General features: G+C 71.8%; 11 protein-coding genes and 2 pseudogenes. 7 read left to right on the top strand and 6 right to left on the bottom strand.

Features of this window, described 5'->3' with window-relative positions:
* Nucleotides 1-173: pseudogene (locus ME121_RS30495) on the bottom strand (ABC transporter ATP-binding protein); the annotation flags it as partial.
* A 45-nt stretch (nucleotides 174-218) separates the two neighbouring features.
* Between ME121_RS30495 and ME121_RS30490 the strand changes: the two are divergent.
* The 3 genes from ME121_RS30490 (at nucleotide 219) to ME121_RS30480 (ending at nucleotide 8508) form a co-directional block, all read left to right on the top strand.
* Entirely contained in the window at nucleotides 219-3344 is a 3126-nt protein-coding gene (locus ME121_RS30490) for an MdtB/MuxB family multidrug efflux RND transporter permease subunit (protein ID WP_059410148.1), read from the top strand.
* Nucleotides 3341-6802 (top strand): efflux RND transporter permease subunit, encoded by a 3462-nt coding sequence (locus ME121_RS30485; RefSeq protein WP_043074551.1) that lies wholly within the window; start codon nucleotides 3341-3343, stop codon nucleotides 6800-6802. Before ME121_RS30490 ends, ME121_RS30485 begins: the two co-directional genes overlap by 4 nt.
* 170 nt (nucleotides 6803-6972) lie before the next feature.
* Nucleotides 6973-8508 (top strand): efflux transporter outer membrane subunit, encoded by a 1536-nt coding sequence (locus ME121_RS30480; protein ID WP_179239971.1) that lies wholly within the window; start codon nucleotides 6973-6975, stop codon nucleotides 8506-8508.
* Nucleotides 8509-8722: 214 nt separating this feature from the next.
* Here ME121_RS30480 and ME121_RS34510 read toward each other — a convergent pair whose 3' ends face one another.
* Entirely contained in the window at nucleotides 8723-9076 is a 354-nt protein-coding gene (locus ME121_RS34510; RefSeq protein ID WP_179239970.1) for a hypothetical protein, read from the bottom strand.
* 68 nt (nucleotides 9077-9144) lie between these two features.
* Here ME121_RS34510 and zwf point away from each other — a divergent pair.
* Nucleotides 9145-10670: pseudogene (zwf, locus tag ME121_RS30470) on the top strand (glucose-6-phosphate dehydrogenase).
* A 253-nt stretch (nucleotides 10671-10923) separates the two neighbouring features.
* Here zwf and ME121_RS30465 read toward each other — a convergent pair.
* From ME121_RS30465 to ME121_RS30455, 3 genes are all read right to left on the bottom strand, one after another.
* Nucleotides 10924-11889, bottom strand: a complete 966-nt coding sequence (locus ME121_RS30465; RefSeq protein ID WP_059410147.1) for a homoserine kinase — start codon at nucleotides 11887-11889, stop codon at nucleotides 10924-10926.
* A gap of 119 nt (nucleotides 11890-12008) precedes the next feature.
* The gene (gene ispH, locus ME121_RS30460) at nucleotides 12009-13010 is read right to left on the bottom strand and encodes a 4-hydroxy-3-methylbut-2-enyl diphosphate reductase (RefSeq protein WP_012321233.1); all 1002 of its coding nucleotides are present in this window, start codon (nucleotides 13008-13010) and stop codon (nucleotides 12009-12011) included.
* A gap of 136 nt (nucleotides 13011-13146) precedes the next feature.
* On the bottom strand, nucleotides 13147-14007 hold the full coding sequence (locus ME121_RS30455; protein ID WP_029361203.1) for a C40 family peptidase: 861 nt from the start codon (nucleotides 14005-14007) through the stop codon (nucleotides 13147-13149).
* 302 nt (nucleotides 14008-14309) lie between these two features.
* Here ME121_RS30455 and ME121_RS30450 point away from each other — a divergent pair, with 302 nt between their 5' ends.
* Nucleotides 14310-14642, top strand: coding sequence for a hypothetical protein (locus ME121_RS30450; protein WP_024828856.1), 333 nt, complete (start codon nucleotides 14310-14312; stop codon nucleotides 14640-14642).
* A gap of 79 nt (nucleotides 14643-14721) precedes the next feature.
* Here the strand turns inward: ME121_RS30450 and ME121_RS30445 are convergent, their stop codons facing one another.
* On the bottom strand, nucleotides 14722-15432 hold the full coding sequence (locus ME121_RS30445; RefSeq protein WP_012321230.1) for an MgtC/SapB family protein: 711 nt from the start codon (nucleotides 15430-15432) through the stop codon (nucleotides 14722-14724).
* A 233-nt stretch (nucleotides 15433-15665) separates the two neighbouring features.
* Between ME121_RS30445 and ME121_RS30440 the strand changes: the two genes are divergently transcribed.
* Together ME121_RS30440 and ME121_RS30435 are read left to right on the top strand one after the other, a co-directional pair.
* Complete coding sequence (locus ME121_RS30440; protein WP_024828857.1) at nucleotides 15666-16703, top strand: AAA family ATPase; 1038 nt, start codon at nucleotides 15666-15668, stop codon at nucleotides 16701-16703.
* Between the two features lie 146 nt (nucleotides 16704-16849).
* A partial coding sequence (locus ME121_RS30435) for a DUF58 domain-containing protein (protein WP_491892917.1) occupies nucleotides 16850-17258 on the top strand: 409 nt, incomplete at its 3' end.

Raw genomic sequence — 17258 nt, 5'->3', positions numbered from 1 at the left:
AGGATCTCGGGATCGAGCGCCAGGGAGCGGGCCAGGGCCGCGCGCTTGATCATGCCGCCCGACAGTTCCGAGGGCAGCTTGTCGGCGGCGTCGGGCTTCAGGCCGACCATCTCGATCTTGAGCCGGGCGAACTCGTCGAGCAGGCGCTCGGACATCACGACAAGGTGCCTGCGGGCCTCTCCCCGCCCGCGGGGAGAGGGGAAAAAGGCGGCGCGTCCATGAACCCGTCCCGCCTCTTCATCCTCCGCCCGGTCGCCACGACGCTCTTGATGCTGGCGATCCTGATCGTCGGCGGCGTGTCGTACCTGAACCTGCCGGTCTCGGCGCTGCCGGCGGTCGATTACCCGACGATCCAGGTCCAGACCTTCTATCCCGGCGCCAGCCCGGAGGTGATGACCTCCTCGGTGACGGCGCCGCTGGAGCGCCAGTTCGGCCAGCTCGCCAACCTCAACCAGATGACCTCGCAATCCTCCGCGGGGGCGTCGGTCATCACCCTGCAGTTCAGCCTGGACCTGCCGCTCGACATCGCCGAGCAGCAGGTCCAGGCGGCGATCAACGCCGCCGGCAACCTCCTGCCCTCCGACCTGCCGGCGCCGCCGATCTACGCCAAGGTCAACCCGGCCGACGCGCCGGTGCTGACGCTGGCGCTGACCTCGAAGACCCTGCCGCTCACCCAGGTGCGCGACCTCGCCGAGTCGCGGCTGGCCCAGAAGATCAGCCAGGTGGCGGGCGTCGGCCTCGTGAGCATCTCGGGCGGCCAGCGCCCGGCCGTGCGGGTGCGGTTCAACGCGCGGGCGCTCGCCGCCTACGGGCTCAACATCGACGACCTGCGCACCACCATCACCAACCTCAACGTCAACACGCCGAAGGGCACGATCGACGGGCCGAAGCAGTCCTACGCGATCAATGCCAACGACCAGATCCGCGACCCGAAGGCCTACGACGCGGCGATCATCGCCTACCGCAACGGCGCCCCGGTGATGCTCTCGGAGGTGGCCGACGTGGTCGAGGGGCCGGAGAACACCAAGCTCGGCGCCTGGGCCGACGCGACGCCGGCGGTGATCCTCAACATCCAGCGCCAGCCGGGCGCCAACGTCATCGCGACCGTCGACAAGATCAAGGCGCTGCTGCCCCAGCTCCAGGCGAGCCTGCCGGCCGCCGTGGCGGTGGCGCCGCTCACCGACCGGACCACCACGATCCGCGCCTCCGTGGAGGACGTGCAGTTCGAGCTCGGCCTCGCCATCGCCCTCGTGGTGCTGGTGATCTTCCTGTTCCTGCGCAGCCTGTCGGCGACCCTGATCCCGAGCCTGTCGGTGCCCCTGTCGCTGGTCGGCGCCCTGTCGGTGATGGACCTGTACGGCTTCTCCCTCGACAACCTGTCGCTGATGGCGCTCACCATCGCCACCGGCTTCGTGGTCGACGACGCCATCGTGGTGATCGAGAACATCGCCCGCCACGTGGAGGCCGGCGACTCGCCCCTGGAGGCAGCCCTCAAGGGCTCCCGCGAGATCGGCTTCACCATCATCTCGCTGACCGTCTCGCTGATCGCCGTGCTGATCCCGCTCCTGTTCATGGGCGACGTGGTCGGGCGGCTGTTCCACGAATTCGCCATCACGCTGGCGGCCACGATCGTCATCTCGGCGGTGGTCTCGCTGACGCTGGTGCCGATGCTGTGCGCGCGGCTCCTGAAGCACGTCCCGGAAGCCGGTCACCGCCGCCGCGAGGGCGTCCTCTCCCGCCTCGGCCGGCGCGCCGTCGACGGCACGATCGAGTCCTACGGCCGCTCCCTGCGGGTCGTCCTGAACCACCAGGGCCTGACGCTGCTGGTGGCGCTCGGCACGCTCGGGCTCACGATCTACCTGTTCGCGGTGATCCCGAAGGGCTTCTTCCCCGTGCAGGACACGGGCGTGATCCAGGGCATCACCCAGGCCGACCAGTCGGTCTCCTACGCCGCCATGGCCGAGCGCCAGCAGCGGATGGCCGAGATCGTCCTCAAGGACCCGGACGTGGCGAGCCTGTCCTCGTTCATCGGCGTCGACGGCCAGAACGTCACGCTCAATTCCGGCCGGATGCTGATCAACCTCAAGCCCCGGGAGGAGCGCAGCGCGACGGCCAGCGCGATCATCCGGCGGATCTCGGCGGCCGCCGCGAACCAGCCCGGCATGCGGCTCTACATGCAGCCGGTCCAGGACCTGACCATCGACACCGCGGTCTCGGCGACCCAGTACCAGGTGATCCTCGAGAGCCCGAACATCGACGATTTCGAGACCTGGGTGCCGCGCTTCACCGAGGCGCTGGCGAAGTCGCCCGTGGTCACCGACGTGGCGAGCGACCACCAGGGCCAGGGGCTCGCCGCCTACGTGACCATCGACCGGCCCACCGCCGGCCGCTACGGCATCACCCCGGCGACCATCGACAACGCCCTCTACGACGCCTTCGGGCAGCGGATCATCTCGACGATCTTCACCCAGTCCAACCAGTACCGGGTGATCCTGGAAGCCGACCCGAAGCTGCACACGACCCTGCGCAGCCTCGACGCGATCTACCTGCCCTCGTCCACGGCGACCAACGGGCAGGTGCCGCTCTCGGCCGTGGCGCGGATCAGCGAGCGGCGGGCGCCGCTGCTGATCTCGCATCTCGGCCAGTTCCCGGCCACCACCGTGTCGTTCAACCTCGCGCCCGGCGCGGCGCTCGGCCAGGCGGTCGAGGCGATCGACCGGGTCAAGGCCGAGATCGGCCTGCCGCCCTCGTTCCGGGTGGTGCCGCAGGGCTCGGTCTTCGCCTTCCAGTCGGCGCTCGGCAACGAGCTGTTCCTGGTGCTCGCCGCGATCGTCACGGTCTACATCGTGCTGGGCGTACTCTACGAGAGCTTCATCCACCCGATCACGATCCTCTCGACCCTGCCGTCGGCGGGCATCGGGGCGCTGCTCGGCCTGATGCTGTTCGGGCTGTCGCTCGACATCATCGCGGTGATCGGCATCGTGCTGCTGATCGGCATCGTGAAGAAGAACGCCATCATGATGATCGACTTCGCGCTCCAGGCGGAGCGCGAGGACGGGCTGGAGCCCCGCGAGGCGATCTTCCAGGCCTGCCTCTTACGCTTCCGGCCGATCCTGATGACGACGCTGGCGGCTTTGTTCGCCGCGGTGCCGCTGATCCTGGGCACCGGCGTCGGCTCGGAGCTGCGCCAGCCGCTCGGCATCTGCATCGCGGGCGGCCTGATCGTCAGCCAGGTGCTGACGCTGTTCACGACGCCGGTGATCTACCTGGCGTTCGACCGGCTGGAGCGGCGGATCTCGGGGCGGCGGGGGCCGGATCTGGCGGGCGGCGAGGCGCTGCCGTGAACATCTCCGAGCCGTTCATCCGGCGGCCGGTGGCGACCACGCTGCTCACCATCGGCGTGCTGCTCGCCGGGCTGTTCGCCTTCCTGAAGCTGCCGGTGGCGCCGCTGCCGCAGATCGACTTCCCGGTCATCCTCGTCCAGGCGCAGATGGCCGGCGCCTCGCCCGACACCATGGCCACCACGGTGGCGGCGCCGCTCGAACGGCGGCTCGGCGCCATCGCGGACGTCAACGAGATGACGTCCACGAACTCCCTCGGCTCGACCCGGATCGTGCTGCTGTTCGGCCTCAACCGCGACATCGACGGCGCGGCCCGCGACGTCCAGGCCGCCATCAACGCGGCGCGCGCCGACCTGCCGGCCTCGCTCCGGCAGAACCCGACCTACCGGAAGTTCAACCCCGCCGACACGCCGATCATCATCCTCGGCATGACCTCGGAGACCCTGACCCGCGGCCAGGTCTACGATTCCGCCGCCACCGTGGTGCAGCAGAAGCTGTCGCAGCTGCCGGGCGTCGGCAACGTCGATATCGGCGGCTCGTCCCTGCCGGCGGTGCGGGTCGAGCTCGATCCCACGGCCCTGTTCAACTACGGCATCGGCCTCGAGGGCATCCGCGCCGCGCTCGCCTCGGCCAACGCCAACTCGCCCAAGGGCGAGATCGACGCGGGCGACCGCCGCTACCAGCTCTACGCCAACGACCAGGGCCGCAAGGCCGCCGATTACCGCGACATCATCGTGGCCTACCGCAACGGCGCCGCGGTGAAGCTCACCGATGTCGGGCAGGTGCTCGACGGGGTCGAGGACAAGCGCAACCTCGGCATCGTCAACGGCAAGCCCGGCGTGCTGCTGTTCGTCTACAAGCAGCCCGGCGCCAACGTGGTCGAGACCATCAAGGCCGTGAAGGAGGCCCTGCCGCAGATCACCGCGTCCCTGCCCGGCGGCATCGACATCAAGCTCACCGGCGACCGCAGCGCCACGATCCGCGCCTCGCTCTCGGCCACCGAGGAGACCCTGCTGGTGGCGGTCGGCCTCGTAATCCTGGTGGTGTACGGCTTCCTGCGCTCCTGGCGGGCCACGCTGATCCCGGCGGTCGCCGTGCCGATCTCGATCGTCGGCACCTTCTCGGCGATGTACCTGCTCGGCTACTCGCTCAACATCCTGTCACTCACCGCGCTGATCATCGGCACCGGCTTCGTGGTCGACGACGCCATCGTGGTGCTGGAGAACGTCCAGCGCCACATCGAGGAGGGCAAGCCCCGGCTCCAGGCGGCGCTGATCGGCGCGCGGGAGGTCGGGTTCACGGTGATCTCGATGAGCCTGTCGCTCATCGCGGTGTTCCTGCCGATCCTGCTGATGGGCGGCCTCGTCGGCCGCATCTTCCAGGAATTTTCGGTGACCCTGTCGCTGTCGATCCTGATTTCCTTGGTGCTCTCGCTCACGACCACGCCGATGATGTGTGCCCGGCTGCTCCGGGCCGAGGGGCATGGCCCCAATGGCGAACCGCCGGCCGGCCGCCGGCCGAACCTGCTGATCCGGATCCTGGAGGGCGGCTTCGCCCGGCTGCTCGGCGCCTACGCGCGGACGCTGGAGGTGGCGCTCGCCCATCCGCGCCTCGTCCTGCTGAGCCTGCTCGCCACGGTCGGGCTCAACGTCTACCTCTACATCATCGTCCCGAAGGGCTTCTTCCCCGAGCAGGATACCGGGCAGATGATGGGCGGCATCCAGGCCGACCAGCGCATCTCGTTCCAGTCGATGGAGAAGAAGCTCACGCAGGCGACCGCGATCGTCGGGGCGGATCCGGCGGTCGAGAGCGTCGTCGGCTTCACGGGCGGCCGCGGCACCAACTCGGCCAACGTCTTCGTCGGCCTGAAGCCGCTCAACGAGCGGGCGCCGATCTCGGCCGTGATGGCGCGGCTGCGGCCGAAGCTCGCGCAGGTCGCGGGCGCGCGCCTCTACGTCTTCCCGCGCCAGGACCTGCAGATGGGCGGCCGCCAGAGCTTCGCCCAGTACCAGTACACCCTCCAGGGGGACACCGCCGAGGAGCTGTTCGCCGCCGCCCCGAAGCTGGTCGCGGCCCTGCAGAAGGACCCGACCTTCGCGGACGTGACCTCGGACCAGCAGGAGGGCGGTCTGGAGAGCCGGGTCGTGATCGACCGGGCGACCGCGTTCCGCTACGGCATCACGCCGAACAAGATCGACAACACCCTCTACGACGCCTTCGGGCAGCGCCAGGTCTCGACGATCTACAACCCGCTGAACCAGTACCACGTCGTGATGGAGATCGCGCCGCGCTACCTGGAGACGCCGGAGACGCTCAAGCAGATCTACGTCTCGACCTCGGGCGGCAACGCGCCGGGCTCGGCCACCACCAACGCGGTCGCCGGCACGGTGGCGGCGGGCGGGACCGTCAACACGAACGCGGCGACCGGCACCAGCAGCCCGGGCAGCGGGTCGTCGGCGAGCGCCGCGACCGGTGTCGCCACGGGCTCCGGAGCGGTGGGCGGCTCCGGGAGTTCCGGCGCCGCCGCGGCGGCGGCCGCCTCCGCCAGCACGGCCGACACCGCCTCGAACGCCGCCGCCATCGCGTCCGACTCGGCCCGCAACGCCTCCGCGAACGCCATCGCGGCGAGCAAGGGCGGCGCCTCGTCGAGCGCGCCGGTCTCTTCCGCCAAGGAGACGATGGTGCCGCTCTCGGCCTTCGCGCGGATCGAGCCCGGCAGCGCCCCCGTGCAGGTGAGCCATCAGGGCCTGTTCGTGGCCACCACGATCTCGTTCAACCTCGCCCCGGGCAAGAGCCTGTCGGACGCGACCGCCGCCATCGACCGGGCCATGGCGTCCCTTCAGCTGCCCGCCACGATCCACGGCGAGTATGCCGGCGCGGCCAAGAACTACGTCGCCTCCGCGTCGCGCCAGCCGCTGCTGATCCTGGCGGCGATCCTGGCGGTCTACGCGGTGCTGGGGATCCTCTACGAGAGCTTCGTGCACCCTCTGACGATCCTCTCGACCCTGCCGTCGGCCGGCGTCGGCGCGGTGCTGGCCCTGCTGGTGACGGGCACCGACTTCACCATCATCGCGCTGATCGCGGTGTTCCTGCTCATCGGCATCGTGAAGAAGAACGCGATCATGATGATCGACGTGGCGATCGACGCCGAGCGGACCCGGGCGGCGAATCCCGTGGACGCGATCCGGGAGGCCTGTCTCCTGCGCTTCCGGCCGATCATGATGACGACGCTGGCCGCCATGCTGGGTGCCGTGCCGCTGATCCTCGCCAACGGCGAGGGCGCGGAGCTGCGCCGCCCGCTGGGCATCGCCATCGTCGGCGGGCTGATTGTGAGCCAGATCCTGACCCTCTACACCACCCCCGTCGTCTACCTCACCCTCGATCGCCTCCGGCACAGGGTGCTCAACCGGCGTCGGCGCGCCGGGCGGGGCGGAGAAGCGGCGCTGCCGGCCGGAGAGTGATGGTTAAGGTTTCACGTGAAACAGCCGCGGGCCCCGGCGTACCCGAGGGTCCGTCCGATCCGCGTCCTCGTCCCGAGGTGCTGCGTCGCGGCCTCGAAGGAGGCCTGCGGGGATCGCACGGCCTGCCGGGAGGCTCTTTCGAGGCCTCCGCCACGCTTCGGCACCTCCGGATGGGGTTCGAGGCGGGCGGCGCGCTTGCGACCGATCGTCGGCTTCACGCCCTCGCCGCCCTGCTCCTCGCCGCCCCCCTCATGACCGGCTGCGTGGTCGGGCCCGACTACACCCGGCCCTCCGTGGAGACGCCGCTCGCCTACAAGCAGGGCGGCGTCCGGGAGGACAGCCCGGCCTACGTCGCGGCGCGCAGGAAGGGCTGGCGCGAGGCCCGGCCGAGCGACGCCGTCGAGCGCGGCGACTGGTGGCGGGTGTTCAAGGATCCGGCTCTCGACCGCCTGATCCGCCTCGTCGACGTCGACAACCAGTCCCTCCGGCAGGCGGTGGCGAATTACCGGCAGGCCCGGGCGCTCGTCGCCTCCGCGCAGGCCGCCCTGTACCCGACCGTGATCGGCGCGCCGAGCATCACCCGGACCGGCAGCGGCACCGCCACGCGCACCAACGTGTCGCTGCTGGGCCAGGCAAGCTGGGAGCTCGACCTGTTCGGCGGCACCCGCCGCACCATCGAGAGCGAGGCGGCCCTGGCGCAGTCCGACGCCGCCACGATCGCGCTGACCCGGCTGAGTATCCAGGCCGAGATCGCGGCCGATTACCTGACGGTGCGCTACGCCGACTCCCTCCAGAAGGTGCTCGACGAGAATGTCGAGAACTTCAAGAGAACCCTGGCGATCACCGAGAACCAGTACGCCGCCGGCGTGGCGGCGCGCTCCGACGTAATCACCGCGCAGACCCAGGTGCAGACCATCGAGGCCCAGGCCATCGCGGTGCGGCTGACCCGGGTGCAGTACGTCAACGCCATCGCCACGCTGATCGGGCGCCCGCCCTCGGAGGTGTCGATCCCGGTGGCCGGCATCCCGCGCAACCCGCCGGGCGTGCCGGTGGGCATCCCCGGCGACCTGCTGGAGCGGCGCCCCGACGTGGCCCAGGCCGAGCGCCTCGTCCAGGCGCAGAGCGAGCGCATCGGCGTCGCGGTGGCGGCCTTCTTCCCCACCGTGACGATCTCGGCCCAGGGCGGCATCTCGGGAGCGACCCGCAACGGCCTGCTCTCGGCGGCCAACCAAGTCTGGTCGGTGGCGGCCTCCGGCAGCGAGGTGCTGTTCGACGGCGGCGCCCGCACGGCGGCCCTGCGCTCGGCCGAGGCCGGCTACGACTCGGCGGTGGCCAATTACCGGCAGGTGGTGCTGGCCGCCTTCGCGGAGGTCGAGAACCAGATGGCGGCCGTGCGTATCCTCGGCCAGCAGCAGCGGGCCCAGGACACCGCGGTGGACCTGTCGCGCAAGGCCGTGGAGATCACGCTCAACGAGTACCGGGCCGGCACCCAGAACTTCACCACGGTGGTGACCGCCCAGAACCTGCTCGTGAACAACGAGGTCAACGCCCTCCAGGTGCGGCTGAGCCGCTTCACCGCGGCGGTCACGCTGATCCGGGCACTCGGCGGCGGCTGGGACGTGCGCGCCCTGCCGAGCGATTCCGAGCTGAAGGGTCCGAGCCTGCCGATCGACCGCGGCGGCCAGGCCGTCCGCCCCGACGAGTAGCGGCCGGCGGGCCGCGTGATGGTGCGGCCCGGAGCGTCCAACCCGCACCCTCGTCCTGAGCGGTGACCGTGGTCGTCGTGCAGCGGCTGGACGCTCGCGAGGTTCGCGGCGAGCCCCAGGACCGCGATCGGGATCGCCTGATCGAAGTCGATCGTCACCGCGTGCCGCAGCCGGTCGAGGCTCTCGGCGCCGATCAGCAGGACGATCGGGCCGATCAGCAGGGCGCTGGCGAAGGCGCCAGGTCGCCGAACCTGCCGATGCCGAAGCGGCGATCGTCCGCGTGGCGCCGGGCGAGGTGGTAGGCGAGCGCCGCGATGCCCAGCACCGGCGCGCGGGTCGACAAGCGCCAGCCGTCGGCGCCCAGGGCCATCGAGCCGAGGCACGCGCCGCCGACGATCCCCGCCAATCTCGCGACGGCCGCGCGCGCGGCGACCGCCCCGGTCCGGCGGCGTGGCAGATCGTGCCGGTCACCTGGGAAGGCGTGGCTGTGCGCCCAGGGCTCGACGGAGAGGGTATGCGTGCGGGGTTCCTTGATCCTAGACTCGGCGCGGCATAGCCCGAGGGGCACCGGAACGGGCCCCGCCGCGGCGGGTTGTCAGGCCGGTTTGCTGCACCGCAGTCACACGGGAGTCAGGGATGGCCGAGCCGACGACAGCCCTCAAGGACACGGCAGCCTGCGGCACGCAGCCGGCGCCGCCCTGCACGCTGGTGATCTTCGGGGCCGGCGGCGACCTGACCAAGCGCCTGCTGATGCCCTCGCTCTACAACCTCGCGGGGGCGGGCCTCCTGTCCGAGGGCTTCTCGATCCTCGGCATCGATCACAATGACGGTACCGACGAGTCGCTCCGCGAGAATCTCACCCAGACCCTGGAGGCGTTCAGCAAGGACCCGACCTCGGAGTTCCACGCCGACCACATCGACCCGAAGAGCTGGGGTTTCATCCGGGACCGGCTCCACTACCTGAAGGGCGATTTCGAGAAGCCCGAGACCTACGCGGCCGTGAAGCAGCGGGTCACCGGCAGCGCGGTGTTCTACTGCGCGGTGGCGGCGCGCTTCTTCGGGACGATCGTGGACGGGCTCGGGCAGCGCGGCCTGCTGAAGCAGGAGGCGGAACGTTCCGCCGCGTCGTCATCGAGAAGCCGTTCGGCTCCGATCTGGCCTCGGCCCGGGAGCTGAACGCCCGCATCCTCCGCCAGGGCGACGAGAGCCAGTTCTACCGGATCGACCACTTCCTGGGTAAGGAGACCGTTCAGTCGATCATGGCGTTCCGCTTCGCCAACGGCCTGCTGGAGCCGGTCTGGCGGCGGGAATACATCGACAGCATCCAGATCACGGCGGCCGAGACCGTCGGCGTCGAGGAGCGGGGCGGCTTCTACGAGCCGACCGGGGCGCTGCGCGACATGGTGCCGAACCACATGTTCCAGCTGCTCTGCATGGTCGCCATGGAGCCGCCGAACTCCTTCGACGCGGAGGCCGTGCGCACCGAGAAGGCCAAGCTCGCCGAGGCCGTGAAGCCGATCCCGCCGGAGGACGCGGTGCGCGGCCAGTATACGGCCGGCACCTCGGAGGGGCGCGACGTGCCCGCCTACCGGGACGAGCCGCACGTCGCGAAGGATTCGGTCACCGAGACCTACATCGCCCTGAAGCTCAACATCGAGAACTGGCGCTGGGCCGGGGTGCCGTTCTACGTCCGCACCGGCAAGCGCATGACCGGGCGACGCACCGAGATCGCCGTGCTGTTCAAGCCGGCGCCGTTCAAGATGTTCGAGGACACGCCCACGGCCGACCTCGGGCCCACCGTGATGCGGATCCAGATCGATCCCGATCACGGGGTCAGCACCGAGTTCAACGTCAAGGTGCCGGGGCCGCAGATGAAGATCGGCCGGGTGCGCTCCGGCTTCCGCTACAAGGACTTCTTCGCCGACCGGCCGAATGTCGGCTACGAGACGCTGCTCTACGATTGCATGACCGGCGACGCGACGCTGTTCCAGCGCGCCGACAACATCGAGGCCGGCTGGGCGGCGGTCGATCCCCTGCTCAAGGGCTGGCCGCAGGCGGAGGTGACATTCTACCCCGCGGGCAGCGCCGGCCCGGCGGAGGCCGACGCGCTGCTCGCCCGCGACGGCCGCCACTGGCTGGGGCTGGACGGCGAGACCGACTGAGCGGCCCGACGACTCGCTCGAACGCGAGGGTCGGCGGTCCCGCGCCTCCCCTTCCCGAAGCGGTGCGGCCGCCTCCTGCGGCCCAGCCGTCAGTGCGCGCGCAGCGAAGCGATGCAGGGCAGCGCCACGGCGACGGGCGTCGCGCGACCCTGCACGACGCTGCGCCCGCGGTGACGGGGTTTAGGCCCTGTCAAACTGGTCGTGGCAGACGGATCGACCCGGTTGTTCGGCGGGTCGCCGGCTCATCCGCGTCTCAGCCCGCCCGCCCGTAATCGCGGGCGTCCCGCGCCTGGCGGTGGAAGGTGAGCCGGCGATCGAATTCCCGCGGGTCCTTCGGCTTCACCAGGGCGCCCGGGGGCACGTTCAGCCAGTCGACCAGCCGGGTGAGCATGAAGCGGAGGGCGGCGCCCCGGCACAGGATCGGCAGGGCCGCGACCTCGGCGGCCTCCAGGGGCCGCACGGCCTCGTAGCCGGCGATCAGCGCAGCGGCCATGTCCCGGTGGAAGGTGCCGTCGGGGTCGAAGCACCACGCGTTCAGGCAGACCGCGAGGTCGTACGCGAAGGCGTCCGTGCAGGCGAAGTAGAAGTCGATCAGGCCCGACAGGGCGTCGCCGATGAAGAAGACGTTGTCGGTGAACAGGTCCGCGTGGATCACGCCGCCCGGCAGGTCCCGGGGCCAGTGCGCCTCCAGGACGGCGAGGTCCGACCGGGTGCGCGCCGCGAGGCCGGGCTCGACGGAATCGGCCTGGGCCTCCGCTTGCGCGAAGAGCGGGCGCCACGCGGACACCGAGAGGTTGTTCTCCCGCACCATCGGGAAGTCCCGGCCGGCGGCGTGCAGCTCCGCGAGCGCCCGGCCGAGTTCCCGGCAATGCTCGGCGCCCGGCGCCCTGACCGAGACGCCCTCCAGGAAGCTCACGATGGCGGCGGGCCGGCCGCAGAGCTGGCCGAGGGCCTGGCCGGCTCGGTCGCGCACGGGTTGCGGGCAGGCGAGGCCGCGGGCCGAGAGGTGCTCCATCAGCCCGATGAAGAACGGCAGGTCCTGTTCCCGGACGCGCTTCTCGTAGAGCGTCAGGATGTAGGCGCCCTCGGTGGTGTGCAGGAAGAAGTTCGAGTTCTCGACACCCTCCGCGATGCCCTTGAAGGAGAGCAGGCTGCCGATCGCGTAGGCGGACAGGAACTCGGCGAGCGCCGCGTCGGATACCTCGGTGTAGACGGCCACGTGTCTGCGCTCTGATGTCGGAAGTTCGATACGGCAAGGGGCGCCGAAGCGCCCCCGCACAAAGCCTGCCGCGCGCCCCGAGACCGAGGCGTCGGTCCCGCGCCGTCGACCGGACCGCCTTACTCGGCGGCCTCGCTGCGCAGCTCCCGCGGCAGCGGGAAGACCATGTCCTCGATCACCGTCGAGACCGTGTCGACCATCACGTCGTAGCGGGCCGCGAAGGCGTCGATGATCTCCTCGACCAGGACCTCGGGGGCCGAGGCGCCTGCCGTGAGGCCGAGCTTGCGGATTCCCTCGAAGGCCGGCCAGTCGATCTCCTCGGCGCGGAGCACGAGGCGGGTGATCGGGCAGCCCACCCGCTCGGCGACCTCGCGCAGGCGCTGCGAGTTCGACGAGTTCGACGAGCCGACCACGATCAGGGCGTCGACCAGCGGCGCCACCTGCTTCACCGCCTCCTGGCGGTTGGTGGTGGCGTAGCAGATGTCGTCCTTATGGGGCCCGGTGATGTTCGGGAACTTCTTCTTCAGGGCGTCGACGATGTGGCGGGTGTCGTCGACCGACAGGGTCGTCTGGGTGACCCAGGCGAGGTTGTCGGGATTGTCCGGGGTCAGGGCGGCGATCTGCTCGAGATCCTCCACCAGGGTGATCGAGCCCTTGGGCAGCTGGCCCATCGTGCCCACGACCTCGGGATGGCCGGAATGGCCGACCAGCAGCACGTGGCGGCCGCGCTTGTGGTGGATCTCGGCCTCGCGATGGACCTTGGTCACCAGCGGGCAGGTGGCGTCGATCGTGGTCAGCCCGCGCGAATCAGCGTTGGCCGGCACGGTCTTGGCCACGCCGTGGGCGGAGAAGATCACCGGGGCGCCGCCGTCCGGCACCTCGTCGAGCTCGCGGACGAACACGGCGCCCTTCCGCTTCAGGCTCTCCACGACGTACTTGTTGTGCACGATCTCGTGGCGGACGTAGACGGGCGGCCCGTAGATGGCGAGCGCCCGCTCCACGACGTCGATGGCCCGCACCACGCCGGCGCAGAAGCCGCGCGGGGCGCAGAGCAGGATCTCCAGCGGCGGCTTGCCGGCGGTGCCCGGGGCGGGCTCGGGGGTCGCGATATCGGCGGTCATGCGGGGGATGTGGCGAGGGCGGGGCTGTCCTGTCAACAGGACTGGCCCAGGAACCGGGCGGGAAGAGGGAAGCGGAGCCGCTCCGTGGCCCGTCTGTAGCACGATTGCCGCGGCAATGGGACCCGCGCCGGCCCCCTCAGAGCCGCCGGATCCCCGTCACGGCGCCGAAGCTGTGCGCCGCGATGCGGGCGACCGCCTCGGCGAGCGGCTCGGCGGCGACCGCCATGTGGTGGCCGTTGGCGTGGATCAGCGTCTCGGGATCGCCCATCAGCCCGACATGGCCGCGCCAGAAGACGAAGTCGCCCCGGCGCAGGCCCGCGAAGTCCGGGCGCGCGGGGTCGAAGGGCAGCGCCCGCCCGAGGGCCCGCTCCTGCATGTCGGCGTCGCGGGGACAGGGCAGCCCCGCCGCGTCGAGGCAGAGCTGCACGAGGCCGGAGCAGTCGAGCCCGAGGCTGGTGCGGCCGCCCCAGAGATAGGGGGTCCCGGCGAGCCGCGCGGCCGTCGCCGCGTAGTCCGGCGCGCGGGCGTCGACGGGCGCGCAGTGGCGGGCGAACACGTAGCCTCCCGGCGTCTCCAGGTAGGCGCCGGCCTCCCCCGTCGCCGCGAGGCGGGCGCCGAGGCTGAGATGGCCGAGGACCGGCCGCTTCAGGTCCGGCTCGGGATACAGGAAGGTGCGCAGGGCGGTGACGCGGTGCGTCGGCTCCGGATCGACCGGACCGAGGCTGTCGGCCGGCAGGTAGCCGACGTAGCCGTCGCGGGCGAGCTGCACGAAGGCGTAGCCGTCCGCCGCGTCGTAGAGATCGACCGCGTCGCCCAGCAGCGCCTCGGTGTCGAGCCCCGCGTCGGCGGCGGGCGCGCGGCGCAGCGGCGCCGACGGGGCGGTCACCCGCCGCGGCGTGCCGGCGACGTAGCGCGCCGCCGCGACGCGGTCCCGCAGGCGAAGATCGGCGACGTGCGGCCGGGCCGGGGTCAGCCGGGGATCGAGGCTCTCGGTCATGGGCGGATCCTACCATGCCGGGCTGAAGCGCGGGTAAGCGCGGGCCCCGCACGCCGCGCCACTATGACGCACACGGGCGCGCCCGGACCGGGACGGCCGGCATCTGCCCGCGGGATCGCCGCGAGGCCCGGTCGAACGGGCACCGAACGCCCGAGGCTGCACAAGGCCGCGGCAGCCGGCTTCGTATCCGCGTCGCCCGGACGCGAGACATGTGCGGGAGGCGCCCATCACACGTTTTTGATGCACTGCACAACCTGCCCGGAAGGCGCTATGTCTGGTGCATGAAGACTGCGAGTCGCCCCGTGAAGAAGACGCAGAAGAGCTTCGCCGACCTGCCGCCGATCCGCGTCCGCCGCGAGCCGCCCACCGTGAGCGAGGCGGTCGCCGCCGCGCAGGACCTCGCGGACGACGTCGAGCAGCAGGTCGAGATCGCCGCCGGCCTGATGGGCCTGCCGGCCGACGAGGTCCGCCCCCACGTCCTGGCGGCCAAGAAGGTCAAGCCGGAGCGCGCCCCCGAGCGGATCCTGACCCAGGCGAGCCCGAGCCGGGCGCCGCGCACCGTGGTGGTGGAGCGCCGCACGCGCCCGACCGTGGTGATCGAGCGCCGCAGCCGGCCCCTCGACCCGCGCCGCTGACGGCCCCGGGGCACCGCCCCGCCTCACCCGCCGGAGGGGGCACCCGGCGGACGGAGGGCCCGCCGGCCCTCGACCGCGCTCAGTCGGCGGTCTGCACCGACCACGTGGCGTGGCGGATGCCCGGCATGCGGGCCAGCGCGTTGGTCACGGCGTCGAGCTCCTCGGCCTTCACGGCGCTGGCCGTGAGCGTCGCCACCACGTCGACCGCGCTCTCGCCGCGCTCCTCGATCTCGACGCTGCCGACCGGATAGTTCGCGGCCTCCAGGCGCTCCACCAGCAGGTCCTGGGCCGGCCCGGCCTCGCCGGGCGCCGTGGTGACCTGGACCTCGTAGGTCGCCTCGGTGGCGGATTCCCGGATCGGCGCGCGGTTGATGGCGTTCACCAGCGGCCGGAGCGCCGTGTTGCAGGCGAGCACCGTCACCATCACGAACACCGCCTCCAGGGGCAGGTCGGCGCCGCAGAAGGCCCCGACCGCGGCCGAGCACCACAGGGTCGCGGCCGTGTTGAGGCCGCGGACATTCATGCCCTCCTTCATGATCACGCCGGCGCCGAGGAAGCCGATGCCCGAGATCACGTAGGCCACCGTGCGGACGCCCCCGTCCGGGCCGGTCAGGCGCATGCCGAGATCCACGAAGGCGCTGGCCCCGACCGCGACCAGCACCGCCGTGCGCAGGCCCGCGGTGCGCTGCCGGTACTGCCGCTCGGCCCCGATGATCGTGCCCAGCACGAAGGCCACGAGCAGGCCGATCGCGGATTTCAGTTCTTCGGGGAGGGCGGCGTAGCTGGTCATCCACCGTCTCATGAAAGCGGGGAGGTGACGGAACCGTGACACCATGGCCCGGCCGGGACCGGAAAGCGTGTCCGAAGCGGGATTGACGGCCGCACCGGGCAGCGGGCACACCGGCAAGAGCCTGAGGATCCCTTAAGAATCCGGGACCCGGCCGAGGAGACGTGCAGGATGCAGCACACGGCCCAGGATAAGGCCCGACGGGCGGATTCGGTCCGCACCGGAACGTTCTCCGCATGAGCGGCGCCACCAGCGGCGCCCTCGCCGAACGCCGGCCCGACAGCGCGCCAGACCATGCGCCCACCGGCGCTCCCGACGCCGCCCTGCACGGCCGCGTCATGGCGCTGCGCGAGGGGCTGGAGCGCGGCCTGATCGGCAGCGCCGGCCTCGTGGAGCGCCTGCTGATCGGGCTCCTGACCGGCGGCCACCTGCTGATCGAGGGCGCGCCGGGGCTCGCCAAGACCCGGGCGGTCAAGCGGCTCGCCGACGGCCTCGACGGCTCCTTCGCGCGCATCCAGTGCACGCCGGACCTGATGCCGGCCGACCTCACCGGCACCACGGTGTGGCGCCAGGACAGCGGCACCTTCGAGTTCCTGCCAGGCCCCCTGTTCCACGCCCTCGTGCTGGTGGACGAGGTCAACCGCGCGCCCCCGAAGGTGCAGTCGGCGCTGCTCGAATCCATGGCCGAGGGGCAGGTGACGGTCTCGGGCGCGACGCACCGCCTCTCCGACCCGTTCATGGTCGTGGCGACCCAGAACCCGATCGAGCATGCCGGCACCTTCCCGCTGCCGGAGGCGCAGCTCGACCGCTTCCTCCTCCACGTCGTGGTCGACATGCCCGACGAGACCACCGAGCGGGCGATCCTCGACTTGGTGGAGGGCGAGATCACCCACCACGTCGACGCGATGACCGTGCGGCTGTCGCTCGCGGACGTGCGCGCCGCCCGGGAGGCGGCGCTCGCCACCTACGTGTCGCCGGCCCTCAAGGACTACCTCGTCCGGCTGGTCGCGGCGACCCGCACCGACGCGGCCGCCCCGGACCTGCGCGCCATGATCGAGCACCCGGCCTCGCCGCGGGGCACCCTGGCGCTGATGATGGCCGGCAAGGCCCGGGCCTGGCTGCGGGGACGCGACCACGTCACGCCCGAGGACGTCGCGGAGCTGGCCCGCGACGCCCTCTCCCACCGCATCGGCCTGACCTGGCGGGCGGCCGCCGAGGGCCGGACGGCGCGCGGCCTCGTCGGCGAGCTGGTGCAGCGGGTGCGGGCGCTCTGACGGTGTTCGGGTTCGGGCAGGCGCGCCGCAGATCCCCTCCCGCCGCCGCGGGGGAGCTTGGCCCGACCGCCGGGGCCGCCCTCCCCGCCCAGGGGTCCGGGCGGGATCGCGCCGGGCACGGCATCCACCTCTCGGGCGAGGCCCTGATGGGCCTGCGCCACCTCGCCCGGCGGGGCTCCGCGCCCGCCACCCGGACGCTGGCGGGCCTGCCCGGCGGCATCGTCACCCGGCGCCGCGGGCGCGGCTCGGAGCCGGAGGACGTCCGGCTCTGGTCCGAGGGCGACGACCGCCGGTTCATCGACCGCAACGCCACGGCCCGGACCGGGCAGCTGCACGTCCGCACCCACCACGACGAGCGCGACCGCGCCGTGGTGCTGCTCGCCGATTTCCGGCCCGCGATGCTGTTCGGCACCCGGAGGGCCCTGCGCTCGGTGGCGGCCGCCGAGGCCCTGGCGCTGCTCGGCTGGCGGGTCGCCGCCGACGGCGGCCGGGTCGGCCTCGCGGTCGCCTCGGCCGGCGCGCCGACCGTGCTGCGGCCGGCCGGCGGCGAGCGCG

The sequence above is a fragment of the Methylobacterium sp. ME121 genome (assembly GCF_000974725.1).
Classification (GTDB): Bacteria; Pseudomonadota; Alphaproteobacteria; order Rhizobiales; family Beijerinckiaceae; genus Methylobacterium; species Methylobacterium radiotolerans.
Note: the sequence above shows the minus strand (reverse complement) of the source record. Positions and strands in the feature narration are given on the sequence as shown.

What these genes read in the sequence shown, in the direction of transcription:
- ME121_RS30440 (WP_024828857.1), top strand. Translation starts at nt 15,666, where the DNA reads ATGAGCGGCGCCACCAGCGGCGCCCTCGCCGAACGCCGGCCCGACAGC.
- ispH (WP_012321233.1), bottom strand. Translation starts at nt 13,010, where the DNA reads ATGACCGCCGATATCGCGACCCCCGAGCCCGCCCCGGGCACCGCCGGC.
- ME121_RS30480 (WP_179239971.1), top strand. Translation starts at nt 6,973, where the DNA reads ATGGGGTTCGAGGCGGGCGGCGCGCTTGCGACCGATCGTCGGCTTCAC.
- ME121_RS30455 (WP_029361203.1), bottom strand. Translation starts at nt 14,007, where the DNA reads ATGACCGAGAGCCTCGATCCCCGGCTGACCCCGGCCCGGCCGCACGTC.
- ME121_RS30445 (WP_012321230.1), bottom strand. Translation starts at nt 15,432, where the DNA reads ATGACCAGCTACGCCGCCCTCCCCGAAGAACTGAAATCCGCGATCGGC.
- ME121_RS30490 (WP_059410148.1), top strand. Translation starts at nt 219, where the DNA reads ATGAACCCGTCCCGCCTCTTCATCCTCCGCCCGGTCGCCACGACGCTC.